Raw genomic sequence first — 20,708 nt, 5'->3', positions numbered from 1 at the left:
ACATGTGGTTAAGCTTTGTTTCATTTGACGATTCCGTATACAAATCCATCATAACCTTTTTCCCCAACAGTTTGAATCGCTGTTGCCTCTATTCTCGGCTCTTGTTTGAGTAAATCGAAAAATTCACGAGTTCCTTGTACTCGTTCATCCTCATCAGAGTCATGAAGGACTGCACCATTTCTGACGACATTGTCTGCAATAATGACTGTTCCCTTTTTCGAGAAATGTAACGCCCACTTCAGATATTTCGGATTGTTCGGTTTATCTGCATCAATGAAAATGAAATCGAATGGAAGCGCAGCCTTCTCTTTTAACTGAGATAACGTATCTAATGCCTTTCCTTCCAAAATGCTCACCCGTTCTGATAAGCCCGCTCTGCTAATGTTTTGCTGTGCGATCTGTACATGATGGCTGACAGCCTCTAATGTGATGAGTTCCCCATCCTCTTCAAGAGCACGAGCCAGCCAAATAGTACTGTATCCACCGAGTGTCCCGATTTCTAAAATGCGCTTTGCATTCTTCGTTTTTGCTAATAAATAAAGCATTTTCCCTTGGGCTGGTGACACATCAATTTCTGGCAGACCCGCTTGCTTATTATGAGTAAGGGTTTGCTCCAATACATCATCTTTAGGAATCAACTTGTCTGTGATATACTCGTCAACTTTTCCCCACACGTGCTCCATTTTATCCATCTCCCTTGATCATGTCTTCTCTCTCAAGTCTACATGATGATCGTGAGAACGTATAATCAATTCTTTTCACACATCTATTCATTTTTTTGATGAAAGACATGTGATGAGGAATACATGAAGCAACGCACTTGTTTCGGTTCTACTCGTTCAGCTTATTTTTGACATCCCCTTTTTTATCTTGAAGCTTTCCTTTTGCTTGATCCTTTTTCCCTTCTGCTTTCAAGTTTTGATGATCGGTTGCTTCACCAAGCTTTTCTTTGACTTGACCTTTGACTTGATTTGTTTTTCCTTTCGCTTTATCCATATGTCCTTTTTCTTTACTCATTTGTTCCACCTCCACGTTTGATACTATTCATTTAGCCTTTTTGAAAGATACAAAACATCTGAGTGTGCGATGTACACGTTTCAGGTATGATAGACATTAGAAGAAGGGTTGGTGTTCTATTTCATGATCGTCTCTGAAAAAATATTCACAGTTCGTGGGTTGACCTATCATATTCGGTCCGCTTCAGCGGCCGATGCCAAACAGTTATCAGCTCTCAGACTGAAAATCGATGGTGAAACAGAGTATTTAGACCGTGAACCGGGCGAAGCCTTTCTTGATGAAAAAGCATTTGAGGCTTTGATTCAAGAGGATAGCAAGCAAAGCCGGCATTTATTTTTGGTCGCTGCTATTGAAAGAAAAATTGTCGGTTTTTCAAGATGCGAGGGCCATTCACTCAAGCGATTTGCTCACAAAGTGACATTTGGCGTCGCCATCCAGAAAGATGCTTGGGGCTATCACATCGGGAAAGAGCTTTTAGCCGCTTCAATCGACTGGGCAGATCAGCAGGGTATACAGAAGATGTCACTTCAAGTGCTGGAAACGAACAAAAAAGCTATTCGGTTATATGAGAACCACGGCTTTTTGATTGAAGGCGTATTAAAAAACGATAAACGGCTGAGTGACGGATTATATTATGATACTGTTGTGATGGGCAGACAGCTGCCAAGCTCCTGACTACTTACATCACATAGCCCCATATCATCGAAATCGCACTGTATATCAGAAGCAGCCCCATCACATACTGGAACGGTTTTTCGTAAGCAGTCAAAAAACGCTTATACAAAGAGCCAAATAAGCTCCAGCTGAATGTACCAAGAAAGCCAATGAGTGCGAGAATCAGCGTCCATATGACATACTGCATATTAGATTGTCCATATGGCAAAACAAATGTTGAAATCACAGTCAATCCATACAAAATCGCTTTTGGGTTGATAAATTGCAGCATCATACCAGGGATAAAATGATTGTAGCGATCAAGTGTTTCGTCATCCCCGCCTTTACTTTTCATGATTTTGACCGCTAAATAAATCATGTATGCAGCTCCGATGAACGCCATGACCCATCCTATTTTCGGCATCACTTGATAAAGGATGAGATTAAAGAAGCAGCTCAAACACAAAATGACGAGAAATCCGATACCTACACCTAAACAAAATCGAAATGTTTGCTTGACCCCATATTTATTTGTAAAGACCATGGCCATGATGTTGTTGGGCCCTGGGGTAAAGCTGCTAACAAAAGCATAGATCAACATGGATACAATCAAAATGCCGCCTCCCTTATACGTTATTTAGACTTTAATTACTTTATTGCGTACATTACGTTTTATTGTAACGTTCGGTCTTTATAAAGTAAATAGAGAAAGGAGCTTTTTTCATGGAAGACGTACAATCGATTATTTCTAAAAATGTGAGGCTTCTGAGAGATCAAAAAAAATTAAGCCTCGAAAAGATGGCAGAATTAACTGGTGTCAGCAAGACGATGATTGGACAAATTGAAAGAGGAGAATCAACCCCTACCATCACGACTTTGTGGAAAATCGCCAACGGATTAAAGGTATCTTTTAGTGAGCTCATTCACGCACCACAGCCTGAAATCAAGGTAGTACGCAAGGAAGATGCACAGGTTTTAACTGAAGATGATGGAAAATATCGTGTATACACGACTTTCCCTTTTGACGACCGGGGGAAATTTGAAATGTACCGAGTGGAAATTGATCGAGGCGGGTCGCTTCGTGCGAGTGAACACATTGGGGGAACAGAGGAATTGATCACTGTTTTTGAGGGAGTCCTTGATTTATCCATTGGTGATGAACAATACACCTTAAAAGCCGGAGACTCTATTCGTTTTAAAGCGGACCGGACGCACACGTATAAACAAACCGGAGAACAAATGGTACGGATGCAAATGATTCTTTATTATCCTCATGAAAAAAGCTGACAGGCTTGTCCACCTGTCAGCTTTACGTTTATTTAATTAAATCCCGGATCGCGTACCACTGTTCCAGTAAATGTGACTCTATATTTTCCTAATCCTAATTCTTCAATAGAGGTTTGTTTTAAAATCCCTACCCAGCCATCCTCTGCATATACAATACTTTCTGGGATGTTTGATGTCGTATATGTTCTTGTTACTGAAACAGTTCGACTGGCCTGAGCCGTTACTTCACTGTTTGTTTGCTCCTTTGCTTCCACTGGAGCAGTTGTGATCCCAGCACCCGTTAAGACAATTGCTCCAACCAAAACAGAAGACATGACCTTTTTCACAAAAAAATCCCTCCCTTTTTTGTTGAACATATAAACTATACCATAATTTAGAACTTTTGTAAGTTTATTTTTTCATTTTTTTGAAAATTATGATATCATTGTCTTATGCTGGATAGAGTGTGTTACATACTTCTATGCTTTTATCCTCATCTCAACCTAGTGAAACAATTGTGAACGGAGGTGATTTCATGAAAAAATGGCTCATCTGTTTTCAACTTGTTTTCCTCTTCTCCTTGGCGATCACACCATTTGCTTCTGCTGCTTCATGCCCTACAGTGAAACCATGTGTTATTGATCCTTAAGCATAAGAAAAGGCCGATCAAGCCTATTCTCTTGATCGGCCTTTTTATTTATTTTTGCTCTGCTTCCCAGCGGGCAACCTCTTCTCTTACTTTAGGAGCCACTTCTTTTCCAAATAGCTCAATGGCTTTCAGCACTTGATCATGCGGCATTGAACCAACCGGTACATGAAGCATAAAACGTGTGATGCCTACATTTTTTCTAAGGTGAATGACTTTCTCTGCCACTGTATCTGGATCTCCTACATACAGCGCGCCTTCTAAAGTTCTCGCTGCATCAAACGTAGAACGAGTATAAGGTCCCCAGCCGCGCTCTCTCGCTAATGTGTTCATCACATGCTGTGTAGATGGGAAGAATTGATCTGCTGCCAGGTCTGTTTCTGCCGCAACAAATCCATGAGAATGTGATGCTACAGTTAATTTCTCAGGGTCATGTCCAGCGTGCACTGCCGCTTGCTTGTACAGCTGAACGAGCGGTGCGAACTGTCTAGGACTTCCGCCAATGATGGCAAGTACAAGCGGTAACCCTAGTAATCCAGCACGTACGACCGATTCACGGTTTCCTCCACTGCCGATCCAGATTGGAAGCGGATCTTGAACAGGTCTTGGGTACACCCCAACATCCTGAATGGATGGGCGATGCTTTCCGCTCCATGTTACACGCTCTGACTGCTGTAATTTCAACAGCAAATCAAGCTTTTCTTCAAATAATTCTTCATAGTCATCCAGGTCATAGCCAAAGAGCGGGAATGATTCAATAAATGAACCACGGCCTGCCATAATTTCTGCACGTCCGTTTGATAGTCCATCCAGCGTTGCAAAATCCTGAAATACACGAACAGGATCTGCTGATGAAAGGACTGTCACTGCACTTGTCAGACGAATATTTTTTGTTTGTGTGGCTGCAGCCGCTAAGACGACAGCTGGATTCGATGCGGCGAAATCCTCACGGTGATGCTCACCTACGCCAAATACATCGAGACCGACTTGATCTGCTAAAATAATTTCTTCTACTACTTCTCGAATACGCTGTGCGTGACTGACTGTTTTTCCTGTTTGAAAATCGGGTGTTGTTTCAACAAATGTACTAATTCCTAGTTCCATGATGGGAACCCCCTGTCTTATAAATATGTCACAAATTCAGAAACTGGCTTTCTATAGCCTCTCGCTTGTCTGCTCTCTACTTTTTCTTTTCCGAGTGTAATCATTAACACAGGAACCAAATCTGATTGAATGTTTAATACCTTTTTCATTGCTTCGGGATCAAAACCGATCATCGGGCAAGTATCCCAGCCTTTATTTTTAGCGGCAAGCATAAACAGCATGGCAGATAAGGAAGCATTGCGGATCGCCTCTTCCTTCTGGAAATCGGCTCCTCTCTGCACATAAAAGCTCATGGTGTCTCTGACCATTTCTTCATATTGCTGCGCATTGATAATGCCTAGCATTTTTAGGCCTTCATATATGTTCCCTGCGTGCTCATAAGCTTTTGGATCTCCGAGTACGATGATCGCTGCTGAAGCAGAGTGCACTTTATATTGTCCAAATGCCGCTTCTCTTACTTGTTCTTTCAGCTCTTCTGTTTGGACGACAACATATTGTGTATGCTGCAAGTTAAAAGCGGATGGTGCCAGCTTGACCTCTTCAAATATGCTGTTAAGCTCTTCTCTCGAAATCGAGATATTTGGCAAAAAATTTGATGCGGATCGTCTTTCACGTACCAACGTATCAAAGCTGAGTGTCATCTTGTTTCCCCTTTTCGCGAAGTTGTTTTGCACCTAAACCGATTTTTTTCAGTAATTCAATGAGCTGCTCTTTTTCTTCTTTTTCAATAAAGGCTAGATTTTGCGAAATGACCTCTGTGTGTTTAGGGAAAATATCGTCAAACAATTGCTTCCCTTTTTCCGTCAGCCATACATGAAATACCCGCTTATCTGAAGGCGCACATTGCCTTTTCACCAGTTCTTGTTTTTCTAGTTTGTTCACGACATATGTCATGCTTCCACTTGGGATTGAGAGGATATCGCTAATTTTTTGAACAGGCTGAGGCCCTTTACTGTAGAGCAATTCAAGGATCTGAAAGTTCTCAAATCCGATATCATAACGTTCAATGTCTTTTTGGATATTTGTAAAAAGGGCTTGATAGGCTTTCATCCACACGCGGAATAGCCTTAAATCTAATTCATGATCATGCTGCACCATGGCAACTACTCCTTTTTCAAGAAATCCTAAAACTAGGGTAAATTTATCCTAACACTAGGATATTTTCTTGTCAACGAGTTTATTTCATAAAAAAAAGACCACCTTGGTTCAGTGATCCTCTTCTTTTAAGATAAAATGCATTTCAGCAATTTGTTTATATTGATGTACTTCCTGTAATGAGAACCTAGATTCCAGATCCGCCGGCGAAAAGAGAGGAATTCCTCTTCCAATCATGACAGGTACGATTTGAAGAAAAAGCTCATCAACCAATCTTTCTTTTATGAAAGATTGAAGCAGTCCCCCGCCGCCGACAATCCAAATATTCCGGCCTGTTTCATTCTTTAATTTTTTCACAAATGATAAGACATCTTCGCGAATGATATGGGTTCCTTCCAGACTGTCTTGTAACGTACGTGACATGATATAACAAGTCTTTCCTTCATAAGGAAACCCATCTGGTGACAGCTGAAGAACTTGTTCATATGTATTGCGCCCCATGATCAGCGTATCGACTGACGCATAAAAAGTGTCGTAGCTCGTTTCTTCTTCGCCCTCTGTCCCTATCAGCCAATCGAGCCTGTGATCCTCTCTCGCTAAATATCCATCGATACTCATCGCCCCATAAAAAAGCAGCTTCCTTTTCTCACTCACTCCCACCACTCCCTTACTTCAAATAAGAACATATATTCTATTTTATCAAAAAGGAAAGACAAAGGCTACATAGCGTTCTCCCTTTTTACGATTCCTGTTCCACCTTGACGAGAAGCTCGTATAATTTATGCGCGAGCTTGCCGGCATCAATGGTCATTTCTTCGTGAATCCATTCCTCGAGTACACCCACGACACCAGACACGACAAAAGAGGCCTCTATTTGCTCATTCTCTGTAATCGGCCGCTGATCAAGCTGCCACTCTTTCATGATTTTTTCTTTGAAAAACGCTTTGAATTGATTGGTCGTTGGGCCATTTGGTTTTACAAATAACGTCAACATATATTGATTCTCTTTCAAGTACTCGGTCGTTTTGTTTAAAAAGGAAAGCATATCAAGAGGGTCCTGACTCGGAAAGGTTTCATCATATAATCCCCCGAGCTGATCGAATAGTTCTTTCTCAAGCTGTTCATATAAATCAAACACATCTTGATAGTGCAAATAAAAGGTTCCCCTGCCTAAATCCGCTTTCCTTGATAGCTCTGATACCGTAATCTGCTGCACTTCCTTTTCCTTTAACAGCTCAAGGAAGCTTTCCCGAATGGCTTTTTTTGTTTTGATTGTTCGTCTGTCCTTCATGACATCCCCTCCATTGCTGAACAATCAGGCGCCAAATGTCTATTTATGAACAGGATCTCATCCATTGCCGATGTTCGATTGGTTTACTTCTTATTATAATCAACACATGTTCAATAATCTATATGTGTTCAGTAAAGGAGGACCATTATATGTTTCATTTTAGACTTGCTAGAGAGGATGAACTACCTCAAGTGGCAGAGTTGTTAGATGATTCGTTTCAGGACTATTCATTTTTTGACCTATTATGTGAAAAGGTCTCAAACCGTTCTGCTTTCGCTCGTCAGCTGCATTTGGTCAATACAAAGGTGTATTTTCAGCATCAAATCTGTTTGGTCGGGGTTGAAAACGAGAACATTGTGTCTGCTGCCCTTTTAAAGCATCCGCGTCTTCCTGAACCAAGCTTCATGGATTATGTGTTATCAGGTGGGTTAAAGCTGCTCTTCATTGGCGGTATATCGGCGGTTCAGCATGTGTTCCGTGTGTTAAAGGAGGCTAAAAAAGCATGTTCTTCCTTAAAGCAGCCTTACTGGTATTTAGAAGCACTTGTCGTGGCAAAAGACCAGCAAGGAAAAAAACTCGGAAGCCGCATGTTAAAGCAATGCCTTTTTCCCTTTATCGCCCGGCAAGGCGGCGGACTGTTTACACTGATGACACACAACGAGGCCAATCGTCATTTCTACCGAAAAAATGGCTGGATGGAGTTTGATGAAAGGGTACTGCGCGGAAAGGAAATGTCCTTGGAAAGCTGGAGCTATAAAACCGTGATTAAATAAGGTATCCTCTTCAGGTGATGATATAATAGAGTCAGTTCAATCAATGATCATACTTGGAGGAGAGACTGATGATACGACGACTTGATCATATCGTGTTGACTGTACAACATATGGAGGACACCATTCGCTTTTATACAAACGTATTAGGGATGAAGGAAGAAACTTTTGGTGAAGGCCGTAAAGCGCTTCGTTTTGGTTTACAGAAGATCAACCTCCATGAAGCTGGTCATGAATTTGAGCCAAAAGCGGCTCATCCTCTTCCTGGATCTCATGATTTGTGCTTTATCACCGATTTAGACATGGACAGTTTGCTGCTGCACCTCCGGAAGCAAGTGATCCCCATTGAAGAGGGGCCGGTCAGACGCACCGGTACATTAGGTCCAATTGAATCTGTTTATATCCGTGATCCTGATCTGAATTTAATTGAAATCTCTCGATATATAGAGGAGGGTGATCCGTCATGACTCGTATATTTTTGAGACCGATTGAAGAACAAGATTATCCTGGTATTCAAAGAGGATGCCAGCATGCAGAAACACTTTATATGACTGGCACACGCAAAACGTTCACACTAGAAGAAATTCGCTCCGCCTATACCCGCTTTTTGCAAGATGACAGCAGACGAGATTTTGCCATTTGTCTGCTAAACACGAAAGAGATGATTGGAGATGCGGCGATTGTGGACATTGATCCAATCAATCATACGGCAAGCTTCCGCATTGCGCTTCACGGGCCAGAGCATTTTCAAAAAGGCTATGGCACTGAAGCTGTTCGGATGGTTCAAGCATTTGCCTTTGACACATTAGAACTCAACCGTCTAGAGCTTGAAGTCTTTTCCCACAATCCAAGAGCCTTTCGAAGCTATGAGAAAGCCGGATTTCAATATGAAGGAAAAAGACGCCAAGCGCTCTATTTCAACGGTACATACTCAGATGTCATCATCATGGGCATCCTTCGTGAAGAATATAACCACATGATGAATACAGATGCTCCTGCTTAAGAAAAGGCGTCTTTTTTAAAAAATTGAATCCCAGTGACGATGATTAAACAAATGATGGAAGAGAGAACGATAGAGATACTCGCTAGACTAAGCACCATGCCTTCCCATCTGCCAATAAAAAAACTGACAATCAATAAAACCAAACCAAATAAAATCAAGCATATTGGAACAATGAACCCCGCATGGCGCTGCCGGCTTCTTTTCCCTGCCCACCATGAGAGACACAAGACAACGATTGTAAAAAAGGCGGTTTGCAGCCAGAACATGTGATATCAACTCCTAACCTATAACAATGGAGGTACTTCAAATGAACATTAGACCCATTGAGCAAAAAGACAACCCGTATATCGCAGCGATTATCCGCCAGTCACTAGAATCAGCGAATCTAGCGATTGAAGGAACAGCCTACACTGATCCCCAACTTGACCAGCTTTTCGAATACTATCAATCATTGACTCATGCAGCCTATTGGATTGCTGAAGAGCAGGGTGAGATTGTGGGCGGTGTAGGGATTGCTCCATTTACAAAGGGAGTATGTGAATTACAAAAGCTTTATTTAAGTCCAAAAGCACAAGGAAAAGGTGCGGGCAAAAAACTGATGGATACGGCGCTGGAATATGCCTCTACATACTACGAAGCGTGTTATTTAGAAACCCGCCGGGAATTAACAGCAGCTATAGGCCTTTATCAGCGATATGGCTTTTCTCTTCTTTCAGAACCGCTTGAAGGCTCTGAGCATTCTGCAATGGATGCTTGGTATCTCAAAACCTTCTCATCTTGAACCATAAAACAATCGATAGGTTTTGAGCCTCTGAAAGCCTAACTTCTCTGCCAGTTTGATTGAAGCTAGGTGATGGACATCGCAATCCCAATGCGGTGTCCTCTTTTTTTCAAGACAGGTGCTGATCATATGCTGAGCTGCCAGCAGCGCCAAACCTTTTCCGCGATAAGACTCATCTGTCCAAATATCTATCTCCGCACGATCCATACTTGAAAAAATAGAGACGCATTCACTGACCACGTTCTCTCTATCTAAAATGGCAATCCCGATTCCCTTTGATAGAAAACGAGCTGTTTCTCCCCAATAGGCTTCGTAATAGCTAGGAGGGAAAGCACTGCTTGCAGTCATCACCTGCTCATTTGTCCGCTCTACTCTATAGCCAGGATGAGGCTGAGTGGCATGAGAATATGCCTGTGAATAAACGTACGCATGTCTTTCCATTTCATTCAGATGTAACCCAAGACATTTTTTCATCATCGCATCTGTGAATGGATTTGCTGAAAATAAGGTGAATCGGCCGTTTTGTCTTTTCTGCCTTTCGTACACATCCACAATGAAGTCTGAACAGCGCAACAGCTCCGCTTCACTCCTTCCTGCCACATAATAAATGCCGCATGAAGCTTCGAGAAAATAAACAAGCGGATGCGCTTCATCATCTACATAAAGATGTCCTTGTATCATGCCATCCATGACCGCATCTACAAACACTGGATATGCCGGATCAATCTGCCGAATTCCTTTTTTCATTAATGGTGTCATTTGCTGCTTCAATAGATGCACGATTTCTCCTCCTTTCCTTCCATTATAAAGAAAAAGCTGCTGACATAGAGAATTCTTTGCCAAAAAAGGGATTTTGCATCAAAGGCGCAATTTTTAAAAAAAAGAGACCTCATTTAAAAGGTCTCTTACATTCTGGATGATATTATTCTACTGATGCTTCTTCTGTCACTTTCCCCTTCCATATCAGGGTTAAGCCTAATCCAAGAAATAAGACAACACCTGCGAATAAAAATGGGAAATGAATATTTTGATCGAATAAAATGCCGCCAAGTGCCGGCCCGAAAATCGTACCTAGGCTTGTGTAGGTAGAGTTCATCCCTGCGACAAATCCTTGCTGGTTGCCAGCGATTTTGGATAAGAAGGTCGTTAATGCTGGACGCAATAAATCAAACGCAAGGAAAATGACACATGTGACAATCAGAACAACCAAAAAGCCTGAAACAACGGTTGAAACGAAAGCAAGGACAGCCCCGATAATCAGACATAGCTGAATGACTCTTTTTTCTCCTAGGGCATTTACCAGTTTACCAAACACAAGTACTTGGATGATGACTGCCACAATCGAACTGACGGTAATGATGACGGCAATATCTTTTGGACCAAATCCAAACTTATGATTTGTGAACAAGCTAAAGACTGTTTCATATGCAGATAGTCCAAATGCGAGGACAAACACAATGATAAAGGCGATGAGGTAGCTTGGATGAATTGATTTTTTCAAATCTTTAAAGAAAGTCGATTCTTTCACTTCATTCATTTGCTTCTCTCGCTCTTCTTTTGTTAAAGGCTCCTTCAGCATAAACATAGACGAAATGACGGCAATAAACGCAATTCCTGCCGCAAAGAAGAATGGCAGGCGTACGCCGTATTCTGCTATAAACCCGCCAATTCCCGGGCCGATGATAAAACCGGTACTAATGGCCGCAGAGACATAGCCCATCGCCTTTGATCTTTCTTGAACGGTCGTAATATCTGCGACATATGCAGTGACAGCCGGCATAATAAATGCCGCACTAATACCGCCTAGAAGCCTTGCAAAATACAGAACATACACGTGTGTACCAAGACCAAAAACGAGTTCTGATAACGCGAATAGAAACAGCCCAGACACAATCATAATCTTTCTTCCGTAGCGGTCTACCCATCTCCCTGCAATAGGTGATGCGATGAGCTGGGCAACGGCAAACGCCGCCACAAGGTATCCCATTGTACTCCCTGTTAGATGCATGACATTCATGAATAGCGGCATGACAGGAATAATGAGACCGATGCCTAAAAACGCAATAAATATATTACTTAATAAAATCACGAGTACTGCTTTTTGCTCACGAATCGGTTTTTGCATGATGTTTGTTTCCCCTTTACTGACTCACTTGTTACTCATGATGGTTGATTCCGTGAATAAACAATGAGATCGCCTCTTTTTGTAACTCTTTCTTCTGCTCAATGGTGTCATTTTTATATAACACGTCTAATCCATAAAAAACGGAAAGTAATATTTTCACTTTTGACTCCACATGCTGGATCGACCAGCTGCCATCTTTGTTTCCTTCAAGTAAGATATCTCTCATCACATCATCAAAATCGACATCAATCTTGTTCAGCCGCTCCATGACTTCGTCTGATGTAAAGGCACTGGCACAAAATTCCTCACTCGCTCTCATTAATGGGTAGTTAATGCCCATTTGACTGAGCATCTCTGCAAATGCAGCGAGCTTATCGACAGCCCGGTGCTGTGTTTTCTTCTCCTCATGCCATGTTTCCATCATCAAACGGTGATCCTCTTCCATAATATGAAGAAACAAAAACTCTTTTCCTTTGAAATGATGATAGAGATTGCCTTTACTCACCTCAGCAGCCTCTAAAATATCGCGCACGGATGTTTCTGAATATCCTTTTTTTGCAAATAAATCACGAGAAGCGGTGACGATTTTTTGCTTCGTCTTCTCACTCTTTCCAGTCCCGCTTTGTGTATTTGTCATGTGTCACAATCCCTTTCTACCCTGCATTTCTTCATGCGGACAAAATAAAACCGACCAGTTGGTTTATTTTTTTATTATAAATGGATTTTTATCATAATACAATGAAAAAGGCATCGACTTCATAAGGAGTGATTCATGTGAAAACAAACAGAACAGTCATTTGCACTATCACCAAAAAGGACTTATACGTATTTTTCTTCTGCGACCTTTTCATGGCTACTTTGGCGTACTACGTGTTCAAATTCAAGCCAACGACATTTTATGAATGTGCGGGAATCATGGGAAGTATTCTTTGTCCCTTTTTGATGAAAAAGTGGATATACCGATGATCTCCCTTTCAGTATATCCGTCATTCATTTAACTTTTCTTTATATTTAAATTCACTTAAATATAAAGATTGCCTATAATAGAAGAGAGGTGATGTCATTGGATGAGGAAATCATTCATTACGGTAAAAAGATCATTGAATACTCGAATGCTCTAGGCTCAATTTATGTAGAAGAGTATCAGCGATTTTTAAAACATGAGTATGCAGATTTATCAGCCAAACAAGAGCTGACACTTGAGCTATTGCGCACGAAAACGAGAACAATCAATGAATTAGCTGATTACTTTTCGATTTCTGCCAGCGCAGCTAGCCAGCTTGTATCAAAGCTTGAGAAACTCGGCTATGTCAAACGAGAAATTAATCCACATAACCGAAGAGAAATCATTGTTGATTGTGCTCAAAAGGGCCATGACTATCACAAGAATACGGAAGACATTCAACTGCACCTTATACAAAAATACTATGCAAAGCTTCCACAAGAAGATTTAAAAACATTACTATCTCTATACGAAAAAATCTATCAGATTGCAAAAGAAGCGCCTTAATACGGTGTTTCTCTCATTAACATTTAAGTTACCTAAACTATTAAGGGGATGAAAATATGCAAAGCATTCATTTACAAGATGGACGTCACATCGGTTTGACTCAATACGGTAATCTTGAGGGATTTCCAGTATTCTTTTTTCATGGTACACCTGGATCAAGAGTGATGTTTTTAGATGATGATCCAATCTCTCAAGAAATCGGCATTCGACTCATCTGTTTGGATCGACCTGGATTTGGTTTATCTACCCCTCTACCTGACCGTACAATTTTAGACTGGGCAAAAGACGTGCTGGAAGTGGCAGATGATCTTGGTATTCAACATTTTTCAGTGATGGGTGTATCTGGAGGCGGCGCATTCGCTGCTGGTTGTGCCTATCAATTGCCGGATCGCGTCCTTTCAGCCGCTCTGATCTCAAGTACAACCCCTTTTCAGGGCGGAAAACCGCCGAAAAGCATGCTGAAAGAAAACAAATTGGCTTTTTTCCTTAGTAAGAAGTTTCCTTGGCTATTGAAAGCAAGCTATCGTTCCCAGAAGAAAATGATTGAGAACAAACCAGAGAAATTTAAGAAGCTGGCCAAAAACGGGAACAAGCATTTACATCCGTGGGATCGGCAATTCCTTCAAACCGATGAGCAGTTAGAGATGATGATGACACATTTATACGAAGCGACTCGTCAATCGGTGGATGAATGTATTCGTGAACCCATTTTACTCTCGAAACCATGGGCATTCGCTATGAAAGATATTCAAATCCCTGTTGATGTCTGGCACGGAAAAGAAGATACAATGGCTCCATTTGTAGAAATAGAAAAAATAGCTCAGGCGATTCCAAACGTCAAAACCCATTATATAGATCAAGCAGGGCACTTTCTTACTGATGTAGACGATATTTGGCGAGATATTTTACTCTCTTTAAAGGAGCGTGCTGAACATCAGGAACATGCATAAAAAAAGACCCTTTACTCGGGTCTTTTTCTTCATTAGTATTGTTCATAATACCTTTGCACTTTAACTGGATCTTTTGTCTTCGTCAGTGCCAGCATGAGCAGAATACGTGCTTTTTGCGGGTTTAATGAATCAGACGACACAAAGTGATGTTCATCATCCGTTTTTTCGTGGGTGACAATTCCATTACCCGTGCGGCTTGATCTCACAAGAACCACATCTTTTTTCACTGCATCTGTTGCTCCTTTGATGGCTTCTGTTGACATCGTTCCATTTCCTGCTGCGGCTACAACAATTCCTTTCGCACCTGCTTTTACTGCTGCATCATACAGATATTTTTGGTCATTTTGATAGCCGTATAAAATATCAACTTGTGGCAATTCTTTTATGTTTGAAACATCAAATTCACTTTCTGATGTATGTTTTCTGATCGGTTCGTTATAAAAGGAAACCACTTCACCCGCAACTTCTCCAATATAGCCATGTTCAAGAGACTTGAAGGCATCGGTTGTGGTCGTGTTTGTTTTCGTAATAAATCGAGCCGAAGCAATTCGATCATTTAATGTGACCATGACCCCCTTGCCCTTTGCTTCTTTGGTTGATGCAATTTTCACCGCATGATACAAGTTCAGCGGACCATCCGCACTGATTGCCGATGCTGGTCTCATTGAGCCAACGACCACCACAGGCTTATCACTTTTAACAACCAGATGTAAAAAGTAAGCTGTTTCTTCAAGTGTATCTGTTCCATGCGTGATGACAATGCCATCTACTTGATCATCTTTTAATAGTTCATTCACTCGCTTGGCTAATTTTAAAAGAAGAGCGTTATCAACATTTTCACTGCCGACATTCACAACCTGCTCACCCGTGACATTTGCAATATCCTTCAGCTGTGGAACGGAAGCAATGACTTTATCAATGCCGAGTGAACCAGATTTATAACCCGTCGTATCTGTATCACTGTTTGAACTGCCAGCAATCGTCCCGCCCGTGGCTAATACCTTAATATTTGATAAGGACTTATTCCCTGTTTCAACCGCCTTGTTTTTCTCTTTTGTTTCATTGGATACGTTTTCTTTTTCGCTTTGAGTATTCTCTTGAGTGCCTGTGTTCGCACAGGCTGCTGTCACCAATAATAAAACAGAAAGAAGGACAGCACCTAACCATTTTGTCATGTTCATTGGATCATCTCTTTTCCTCATTTGATGGATTTCATGGCTAAATCTCTTTCTATAGGCTTTACTTTATACCATACCTTCATTCATCGACATGAGGCCAAAGATATAGAACCAAATAAAGGTAAAAAGGGCGTTATATTAATGATTTATTCAATTCTTATTACCTAAATTTGCTGTAATTAAGTTGAGTATTGAAGGTGCCGTATTTTAAAAATAACCGACGCTTGATAATGAATTTATGATAAAATATAGTAAATTTTACAAAAAAGGAGTATACATTTTGCATTCGCTTCAAGCCTTTTACAAAATCCTAATCACACTATTCATCAGCTCTATTTTACTCGGCTTGTTTGTCTGCTTATTTCCACCTATTCAAGCTGAGCCTGCGTTTCTGATATTTTATATTCCTATCTTTTTTGTTTTTTATTTCGTCTTTGCGGTTCCTTTGCAGTTATTGTTTTCTTTTCAGCCAAAGGCTTTCCATCCTCTTTATTTAGCTGCGTACTTACTGATTGCAATGGTTGTCATGCTCTTTTTCATCGATGGTATTGGGAGTAAGGCGTCTTTACCCATCATCATCATGAGCAGTCTTATCTACTGGACTTGTGATTCTTTGTTTTATCAAAGAATGTATGAAAAAAACACCTAATGCGAAGGTGTTTTTTCATTAGTTTCTTTAAAACATTTTTCTCATCAAATAATCGGTATCCATTTTGAGCGATCTTCCTAGGACGTACAAAATCCTCTTCTGTATAGTGGCGAAGGGCAAATTTTGTGTTGCTTAATAGCCTTCACTTGTACATTCCTCCTATGCTTCACCACACAGTCAATCATGCCATAAAAAAATCACTGAGGATATCTCCCTCAGTGATGGAATCTTTATTTCATAACTGTACCAGCATGTGAAAAGATCGGATCTTTTAATTCAAATTCGAATGTCTTTCCGTCCACAATACCGACTGTTTTTTCACTGTCATAAAGCTCAAGCATACAAGCTGCCATTTCTTTTGATGTATGATATTTCTTGAAATTGCCTTCATATTCAAATTCGTCTACATCCAATGAACGCTTTGCAAATTCTGATTCTGTCGCGGATGGCGCTAATACTTTTGCCTGTAATTTGGCTCCTTTTCCTTTCAACTCTAGGGCCAGCCCTTCTGTAAAGGCGCTCACGTAAAACTTCGTTGCTGAATAGGTGACCGCATTGCCAACGACTGTATAGCCTGCTCGTGAAGAAATGTTAATGAGCTGAGCCCCCTCTACTTGCTCATAATCACGAACAAATAAGGTGGATAGAATCGTTAATGCTTCGATATTCAGATGAAGCATATTCCCAATTTTACTTAAATCTTGTTCTCCTATAGAGCCAAAGTGGCCAAACCCTGCATTATTAATGAACGTATCCAGCTCATAATCTGACAATGACTCATAAAATGAATACACTTGCTCTATGTTTGTTAAATCGACTGACTGTATGACTACTTTGATATCGGGATATTGATCATGAATCTTCTTCTTCAATTCTTGGAGTTTATCGAGCCGGCGTGCAGCTAATATAAGATTTTTCCCTCTTGCTGCAAAGGCGAGAGCCGCCTCATATCCAATACCTGAGCTTGCTCCTGTAATGACTGTATAGCCCATTTTATATCCCCCTATTCGCGTCTTCTAACTGGTTAAATTATAACGACAGCGTTTCGCTCAAGTCAATTTTGAAGAGAGTCAAATGATGGCATTATGTCTAACTTACATACAACTCCGCAGTCACTTCCTTTTGAATCATTTTGGAGGATGTCATGTTGAAATTTTTTGTTCATTTTTGAAAAACCAATTGGTAGGAATGTTCAATTAACTCCTCTACAAATGTCTGCATCAAGGTAAATGGAATTCCAATGAGTCTTATTCATATAGTAGCCAGGGATAATTCCTTGAGGAAAGATATCTGACCCTTTTTACATTCACTTTTCTTTTTCAGAAATAGTAATAAAAGCACAGGCCCATTGTCTCCTGTGCTTTTGAATCACTCTGCTTTTCTTATTCGAACGCCTTCTTTAATTGATCCCCCATCAGATGCCAAGCTTCTTCAGCTATAGCTAAATCTCCGGCATGCGTGAAGCCGTGAGGGACACCTTTAAATTGTTTGTACGTGACGTCTACTCCAGCTTCTTTTAACTTGGCAGCATATTGCTCGGCTTCTTCAGCCAGCGAATCCCTCTCTGCTGTGATGACGAGAGCTGGAGGCATTTGTGCTAAGGATGAACGATCTGCAAAAACCGGCGAAACGAGCGGATTGTGCGGATCTTGACCTTGCAGATAGAAGGAATTAAAGAGTCTCGCCAATTCAACTGGGATCGCTTCTTCAAACGCTGGTTTTTGTGCTGGATCAGTGGCAAGATCAAGCGGCGGATAATCAAGCACTTGATAGGCAATTGGGAGTGTATTTCCTTTTTGAATATTCAATAGACAAGCAGCCGTTGCCAAATTTCCTCCTGCGCTATGTCCACCAATGGCTAATGCATTCCGATCGATTTGAAGCTCATCAGGATGTTCATACAGCCACTTCAGTACATCGTAGCATTCATGAAGAGCGGCTGGGAAAGGGTGCTCGGGTGCAAGCTGATACTCGACATTGACAACGATACATTGCGCCCGGTCTGCAATGACTGGACACCATGGATTATCCATTTCAGCACTGCCCATGATAAATCCGCCGCCATGTAAATTCACAAAAACAGGAAGCAGCTGTTTGGATGCGTTCACTGGCTTAAATACCCACACCTTTGTTTCGCCAGCACTTGTTGGAATATCATATTCCATTTTGTTCACTTCAGGAGGATGTACTGGCTTTAGTTCCGATTGACTCGCTAATGAATCTTCAGATGGCTGGCGTAATGAAGCAGCGATTTTGATTTGTTCTTCTAAGTTCATGATCTCAGACTCCTATCTTATTCATTCCTTCTTAACTCATTCGTTCCTTTTTCCTCTTTTCCTTCTACTGAATCAGCAGCAATTTTCATTGGTTCACTTTTTACCTATCTCCCCTTTTTCTCTCTCTTTGAAACAAGCATTGAGCAAATAAAAAAGCACTGCGACGCTATGTCCACAGTGCTTTTCATTTCTCTTATGATACTTGCTGTTCTACCTTCACTCGTTTAATGAAGAAGGCAATAATCAAACCGATGATCGTCATGATCACTGCAAAGATAAATGCATGCTGGACGCCATTTGTAAAGGCAAGCAGTTGATTCATCGGATTTGCGGGATCAGACACATTTTCCATAAAGCTGCGGGCTCCTGATGAAAGGATCGAGATACCGATCGCAGTACCAATGGCTCCTGCCACCTGCTGCAATGTATTCATAATCGCTGTACCATGCGGATATAGCTCTGGCGGCAGCTGATTCAATCCATTTGTTTGAGCAGGCATCATGATCATCGCGATTCCGATCATTAATGTAATATGAAGGGTTACAATGAATCCAATCGACGTATTCACACTTAGATTCGTAAAGCCAAACATCGTCGCTGCGACAATGACAAGACCTGGAATGACAAGCCATTTTGGACCAAACTTATCAAATAGACCACCCATGATTGGGGATAGCAGTCCGTTGATAATTCCACCTGGCAATAGCATTAAACCTGCTGTAAATGTAGAAAGCGCCAAGGACGTTTGCAGATACAATGGCAAAATCATCATAGCAGACAGCATCACCATCATACACACTAAAATCAAAAGTAACCCAATGACAAACATCGGATATTTAAACGGGCTTAAGTTCAGCATTGGTTCTTTCATGTTCAACTGTCTTAAGGAGAACACGAGAATCCCTATGACACCAACTACAATTGCAACGATGACATGCATACTGCTCCAGCCGCCGCCTTCTCCGGCACTGCTAAAGCCATACACAATTCCGCCAAAACCAATGGTTGAAAGCACAATTGATAAGATATCGATTTTCGGTCTTGTTGGTTCTGTAATATTTTGCATAAAGATATAACCAAATACGAGTGCAGCAATTAATAAAGGAAGTGAAATCCAGAAAATCCAATGCCACGTCAGCGATTTCAGAATAAGACCAGAGACGGTTGGACCGACAGCTGGTGCAAACATGATCACAAGACCAATAATCCCCATCGATCTGCCTCGTTTATGAGGCGGGATGATGACCAAAATCGTATTAAACATCAATGGCAGAAGCAATGCTGTGCCGACTGCCTGCACGACACGTGCTACCATTAAAACACTAAAGACCGGCGCCACCGCTGCAATAAATGTTCCGATGATTGAAAAGACGAGCGATGTAATGAAAAGCTGTCTTGTCGTAAACCATTGAAGAATGAGTCCTGAAATCGGTACGAGAATACCAAGTGTTAATAAATATCCTGTTGTCAGCCACTGAGCAGTCGTCGCTTCAATTCCAAAGTCTAACGTTAAACTTCTCAGCGCCATGTTTAATGCCGTTTCACTGAACAGGCCAATAAATCCAGCCGTGATAAAAGAAATAATAATGGGCAGCGTCCGAATTTCAGAAGCTACTGCTTTCTGTTTGTTCATATTAAGTTGGCTCCTTTTCTTTTTCAATTTAGATGAACCTTAGGAAGTCAGGGTGGTCAGAAATGAGCCACTTTCATGTCTATTGAAAGACAGATAAAATCTGTTTTTCTGCAGCAAATTGAGCAATTTTTTCGATTGAATAGCCAGATTCATGTATATAAAACATGAGCTCAGGCGTCATTGGAGAGGACATACATAACGTTGTCAGTTCTATATCCTGTATGTTCGCTTCTCCCTTTTCTCTCGCTTCTTCAAGCAAATCACGAATGATTTGTCTAAGTGATTGACTGTAATGACTCTCATACACTTTACTTGTCTGCTCTAAATTCCCAGAGATTGTGAGCATTCGAATCCAGTCTAAATGGTGACCGACGATCAGATGAATTTCTTCGAGAACGTAGCGCAAACGTTCACGGACCGGCTGATCACTTATTTTGCTCAAGTAAAGATGCAAAGCTGGGATCAGCTGTTCAAATCTCTCCCCAAGGATAGAAAGGCACAAATCACTTTTATTGGCGTAGCGGCGGTATAAAGTGCCCTGCCCAACACCAGCTGTTTTCGCAATTTTATGCATGCTGACATTTTCTACACCAAATTCTTGAAACAAGGAGAATGCGATCTCTTCAATTTCCTCCCCAATATCCTTTTCCACCATGCTCACCTTCTTTACCTTCATCCACATGACACTTATCTCTATGTGTTAAATCAAATTTCTTTGCTTCTCTTTAGGACAATTGTAACGGTATTATCTTACGGACAA

At 41.1% G+C, this 20,708-nt stretch carries 27 protein-coding genes; 9 read left to right on the top strand and 18 right to left on the bottom strand.

The window, feature by feature from the left end; translation table 11 throughout:
* Positions 1 to 20 precede the first annotated feature (20 nt).
* Together H7F25_RS01200 and H7F25_RS01195 are read right to left on the bottom strand one after the other, a co-directional pair.
* The gene (locus H7F25_RS01200) at positions 21 to 683 is read right to left on the bottom strand and encodes an O-methyltransferase (RefSeq protein ID WP_024425432.1); all 663 of its coding nucleotides are present in this window, start codon (positions 681 to 683) and stop codon (positions 21 to 23) included.
* 148 nt (positions 684 to 831) lie between these two features.
* Positions 832 to 1,017, bottom strand: a complete 186-nt coding sequence (locus H7F25_RS01195) for a CsbD family protein (protein ID WP_024427790.1) — start codon at positions 1,015 to 1,017, stop codon at positions 832 to 834.
* Positions 1,018 to 1,140: 123 nt separating this feature from the next.
* On the opposite strand from H7F25_RS01195, the gene H7F25_RS01190 reads away from it, so the two are divergent.
* Complete coding sequence (locus H7F25_RS01190; RefSeq protein WP_024427791.1) at positions 1,141 to 1,692, top strand: GNAT family N-acetyltransferase; 552 nt, start codon at positions 1,141 to 1,143, stop codon at positions 1,690 to 1,692.
* A gap of 4 nt (positions 1,693 to 1,696) precedes the next feature.
* Here H7F25_RS01190 and H7F25_RS01185 read toward each other — a convergent pair whose 3' ends face one another.
* Positions 1,697 to 2,284: a LysE family transporter gene (locus H7F25_RS01185; protein WP_024425429.1), complete on the bottom strand. Its 588-nt coding sequence runs from the start codon at positions 2,282 to 2,284 to the stop codon at positions 1,697 to 1,699.
* 110 nt (positions 2,285 to 2,394) lie between these two features.
* Between H7F25_RS01185 and H7F25_RS01180 the strand changes: the two genes are divergently transcribed.
* Positions 2,395 to 2,958, top strand: a complete 564-nt coding sequence (locus tag H7F25_RS01180; RefSeq protein WP_024425428.1) for a helix-turn-helix domain-containing protein — start codon at positions 2,395 to 2,397, stop codon at positions 2,956 to 2,958.
* Positions 2,959 to 2,990: 32 nt separating this feature from the next.
* Here H7F25_RS01180 and H7F25_RS01175 read toward each other — a convergent pair whose 3' ends face one another.
* From H7F25_RS01175 to H7F25_RS01150, 6 genes are all read right to left on the bottom strand, one after another.
* Entirely contained in the window at positions 2,991 to 3,284 is a 294-nt protein-coding gene (locus H7F25_RS01175; RefSeq protein WP_103132697.1) for a hypothetical protein, read from the bottom strand.
* A 350-nt stretch (positions 3,285 to 3,634) separates the two neighbouring features.
* Positions 3,635 to 4,687, bottom strand: coding sequence for an LLM class flavin-dependent oxidoreductase (locus tag H7F25_RS01170; protein ID WP_024425426.1), 1,053 nt, complete (start codon positions 4,685 to 4,687; stop codon positions 3,635 to 3,637).
* 17 nt (positions 4,688 to 4,704) lie between these two features.
* On the bottom strand, positions 4,705 to 5,328 hold the full coding sequence (locus H7F25_RS01165; protein WP_185854133.1) for a nitroreductase family protein: 624 nt from the start codon (positions 5,326 to 5,328) through the stop codon (positions 4,705 to 4,707).
* A complete protein-coding gene (locus H7F25_RS01160; RefSeq protein ID WP_025093552.1) occupies positions 5,312 to 5,785 on the bottom strand; it encodes a MarR family winged helix-turn-helix transcriptional regulator in 474 nt (157 codons plus the stop codon). The genes H7F25_RS01165 and H7F25_RS01160 overlap by 17 nt, the downstream gene beginning before the upstream one ends.
* A 108-nt stretch (positions 5,786 to 5,893) precedes the next feature.
* Positions 5,894 to 6,436 (bottom strand): dihydrofolate reductase family protein, encoded by a 543-nt coding sequence (locus H7F25_RS01155; protein WP_052503029.1) that lies wholly within the window; start codon positions 6,434 to 6,436, stop codon positions 5,894 to 5,896.
* An 85-nt stretch (positions 6,437 to 6,521) separates the two neighbouring features.
* The gene (locus H7F25_RS01150) at positions 6,522 to 7,073 is read right to left on the bottom strand and encodes a TetR/AcrR family transcriptional regulator (protein WP_044335136.1); all 552 of its coding nucleotides are present in this window, start codon (positions 7,071 to 7,073) and stop codon (positions 6,522 to 6,524) included.
* Between the two features lie 149 nt (positions 7,074 to 7,222).
* Between H7F25_RS01150 and H7F25_RS01145 the strand changes: the two genes are divergently transcribed.
* The 3 genes from H7F25_RS01145 to H7F25_RS01135 all read left to right on the top strand — a co-directional run bounded on the left by H7F25_RS01145 (position 7,223) and on the right by H7F25_RS01135 (position 8,846).
* Positions 7,223 to 7,846: a GNAT family N-acetyltransferase gene (locus H7F25_RS01145; protein WP_103132694.1), complete on the top strand. Its 624-nt coding sequence runs from the start codon at positions 7,223 to 7,225 to the stop codon at positions 7,844 to 7,846.
* Between the two features lie 68 nt (positions 7,847 to 7,914).
* A complete protein-coding gene (locus tag H7F25_RS01140) occupies positions 7,915 to 8,310 on the top strand; it encodes a VOC family protein (protein WP_122631429.1) in 396 nt (131 codons plus the stop codon).
* Entirely contained in the window at positions 8,307 to 8,846 is a 540-nt protein-coding gene (locus tag H7F25_RS01135) for a GNAT family N-acetyltransferase (RefSeq protein ID WP_185854132.1), read from the top strand. The genes H7F25_RS01140 and H7F25_RS01135 overlap by 4 nt, the downstream gene beginning before the upstream one ends.
* On the opposite strand, the gene H7F25_RS01130 is transcribed toward H7F25_RS01135, so the two are convergent.
* Positions 8,843 to 9,112, bottom strand: a complete 270-nt coding sequence (locus H7F25_RS01130; protein ID WP_185854131.1) for a YesK family protein — start codon at positions 9,110 to 9,112, stop codon at positions 8,843 to 8,845. The genes H7F25_RS01135 and H7F25_RS01130 overlap by 4 nt on opposite strands.
* Before the next feature lie 41 nt (positions 9,113 to 9,153).
* Between H7F25_RS01130 and H7F25_RS01125 the strand changes: the two genes are divergently transcribed.
* Positions 9,154 to 9,627, top strand: coding sequence for a GNAT family N-acetyltransferase (locus H7F25_RS01125; protein ID WP_024427799.1), 474 nt, complete (start codon positions 9,154 to 9,156; stop codon positions 9,625 to 9,627).
* Here H7F25_RS01125 and H7F25_RS01120 read toward each other — a convergent pair.
* From H7F25_RS01120 to H7F25_RS01110, 3 genes are all read right to left on the bottom strand, one after another.
* Complete coding sequence (locus tag H7F25_RS01120) at positions 9,619 to 10,407, bottom strand: GNAT family N-acetyltransferase (protein WP_185854130.1); 789 nt, start codon at positions 10,405 to 10,407, stop codon at positions 9,619 to 9,621. The genes H7F25_RS01125 and H7F25_RS01120 overlap by 9 nt on opposite strands.
* 142 nt (positions 10,408 to 10,549) lie before the next feature.
* Entirely contained in the window at positions 10,550 to 11,752 is a 1,203-nt protein-coding gene (locus H7F25_RS01115; protein WP_044335126.1) for an MFS transporter, read from the bottom strand.
* A 31-nt stretch (positions 11,753 to 11,783) separates the two neighbouring features.
* Positions 11,784 to 12,389 carry a TetR/AcrR family transcriptional regulator gene (locus tag H7F25_RS01110; protein ID WP_185854129.1) on the bottom strand — a complete coding sequence of 202 codons (606 nt, stop codon included), beginning with the start codon at positions 12,387 to 12,389 and terminating at the stop codon, positions 11,784 to 11,786.
* A gap of 420 nt (positions 12,390 to 12,809) precedes the next feature.
* On the opposite strand from H7F25_RS01110, the gene H7F25_RS01105 reads away from it, so the two are divergent.
* A complete protein-coding gene (locus H7F25_RS01105) occupies positions 12,810 to 13,262 on the top strand; it encodes a MarR family winged helix-turn-helix transcriptional regulator (RefSeq protein WP_185854128.1) in 453 nt (150 codons plus the stop codon).
* A gap of 56 nt (positions 13,263 to 13,318) precedes the next feature.
* Entirely contained in the window at positions 13,319 to 14,212 is an 894-nt protein-coding gene (locus H7F25_RS01100) for an alpha/beta fold hydrolase (protein ID WP_185854127.1), read from the top strand.
* A gap of 32 nt (positions 14,213 to 14,244) precedes the next feature.
* Here the strand turns inward: H7F25_RS01100 and H7F25_RS01095 are convergent, their stop codons facing one another.
* Positions 14,245 to 15,393, bottom strand: coding sequence for a type II asparaginase (locus tag H7F25_RS01095; RefSeq protein WP_073204005.1), 1,149 nt, complete (start codon positions 15,391 to 15,393; stop codon positions 14,245 to 14,247).
* A gap of 277 nt (positions 15,394 to 15,670) precedes the next feature.
* Here H7F25_RS01095 and H7F25_RS01090 point away from each other — a divergent pair, with 277 nt between their 5' ends.
* Complete coding sequence (locus H7F25_RS01090) at positions 15,671 to 16,039, top strand: hypothetical protein (RefSeq protein ID WP_185854126.1); 369 nt, start codon at positions 15,671 to 15,673, stop codon at positions 16,037 to 16,039.
* A gap of 230 nt (positions 16,040 to 16,269) precedes the next feature.
* On the opposite strand, the gene H7F25_RS01085 is transcribed toward H7F25_RS01090, so the two are convergent.
* From H7F25_RS01085 to H7F25_RS01070, 4 genes are all read right to left on the bottom strand, one after another.
* Positions 16,270 to 17,031 (bottom strand): SDR family NAD(P)-dependent oxidoreductase, encoded by a 762-nt coding sequence (locus H7F25_RS01085; RefSeq protein ID WP_185854125.1) that lies wholly within the window; start codon positions 17,029 to 17,031, stop codon positions 16,270 to 16,272.
* A 390-nt stretch (positions 17,032 to 17,421) separates the two neighbouring features.
* Positions 17,422 to 18,315: an alpha/beta hydrolase gene (locus H7F25_RS01080; protein WP_024425408.1), complete on the bottom strand. Its 894-nt coding sequence runs from the start codon at positions 18,313 to 18,315 to the stop codon at positions 17,422 to 17,424.
* Positions 18,316 to 18,508: 193 nt separating this feature from the next.
* Positions 18,509 to 19,948 (bottom strand): DHA2 family efflux MFS transporter permease subunit, encoded by a 1,440-nt coding sequence (locus tag H7F25_RS01075; protein WP_151040807.1) that lies wholly within the window; start codon positions 19,946 to 19,948, stop codon positions 18,509 to 18,511.
* Between the two features lie 79 nt (positions 19,949 to 20,027).
* Positions 20,028 to 20,603: a TetR/AcrR family transcriptional regulator gene (locus tag H7F25_RS01070; RefSeq protein ID WP_206698596.1), complete on the bottom strand. Its 576-nt coding sequence runs from the start codon at positions 20,601 to 20,603 to the stop codon at positions 20,028 to 20,030.
* Positions 20,604 to 20,708 lie beyond the last annotated feature (105 nt).

Source organism: Bacillus sp. PAMC28571 (assembly GCF_014250435.1).
Lineage (GTDB): Bacteria > Bacillota > Bacilli > Bacillales > Bacillaceae > Bacillus > Bacillus safensis.
This window is presented reverse-complemented; position numbering and strand designations above follow the sequence as displayed.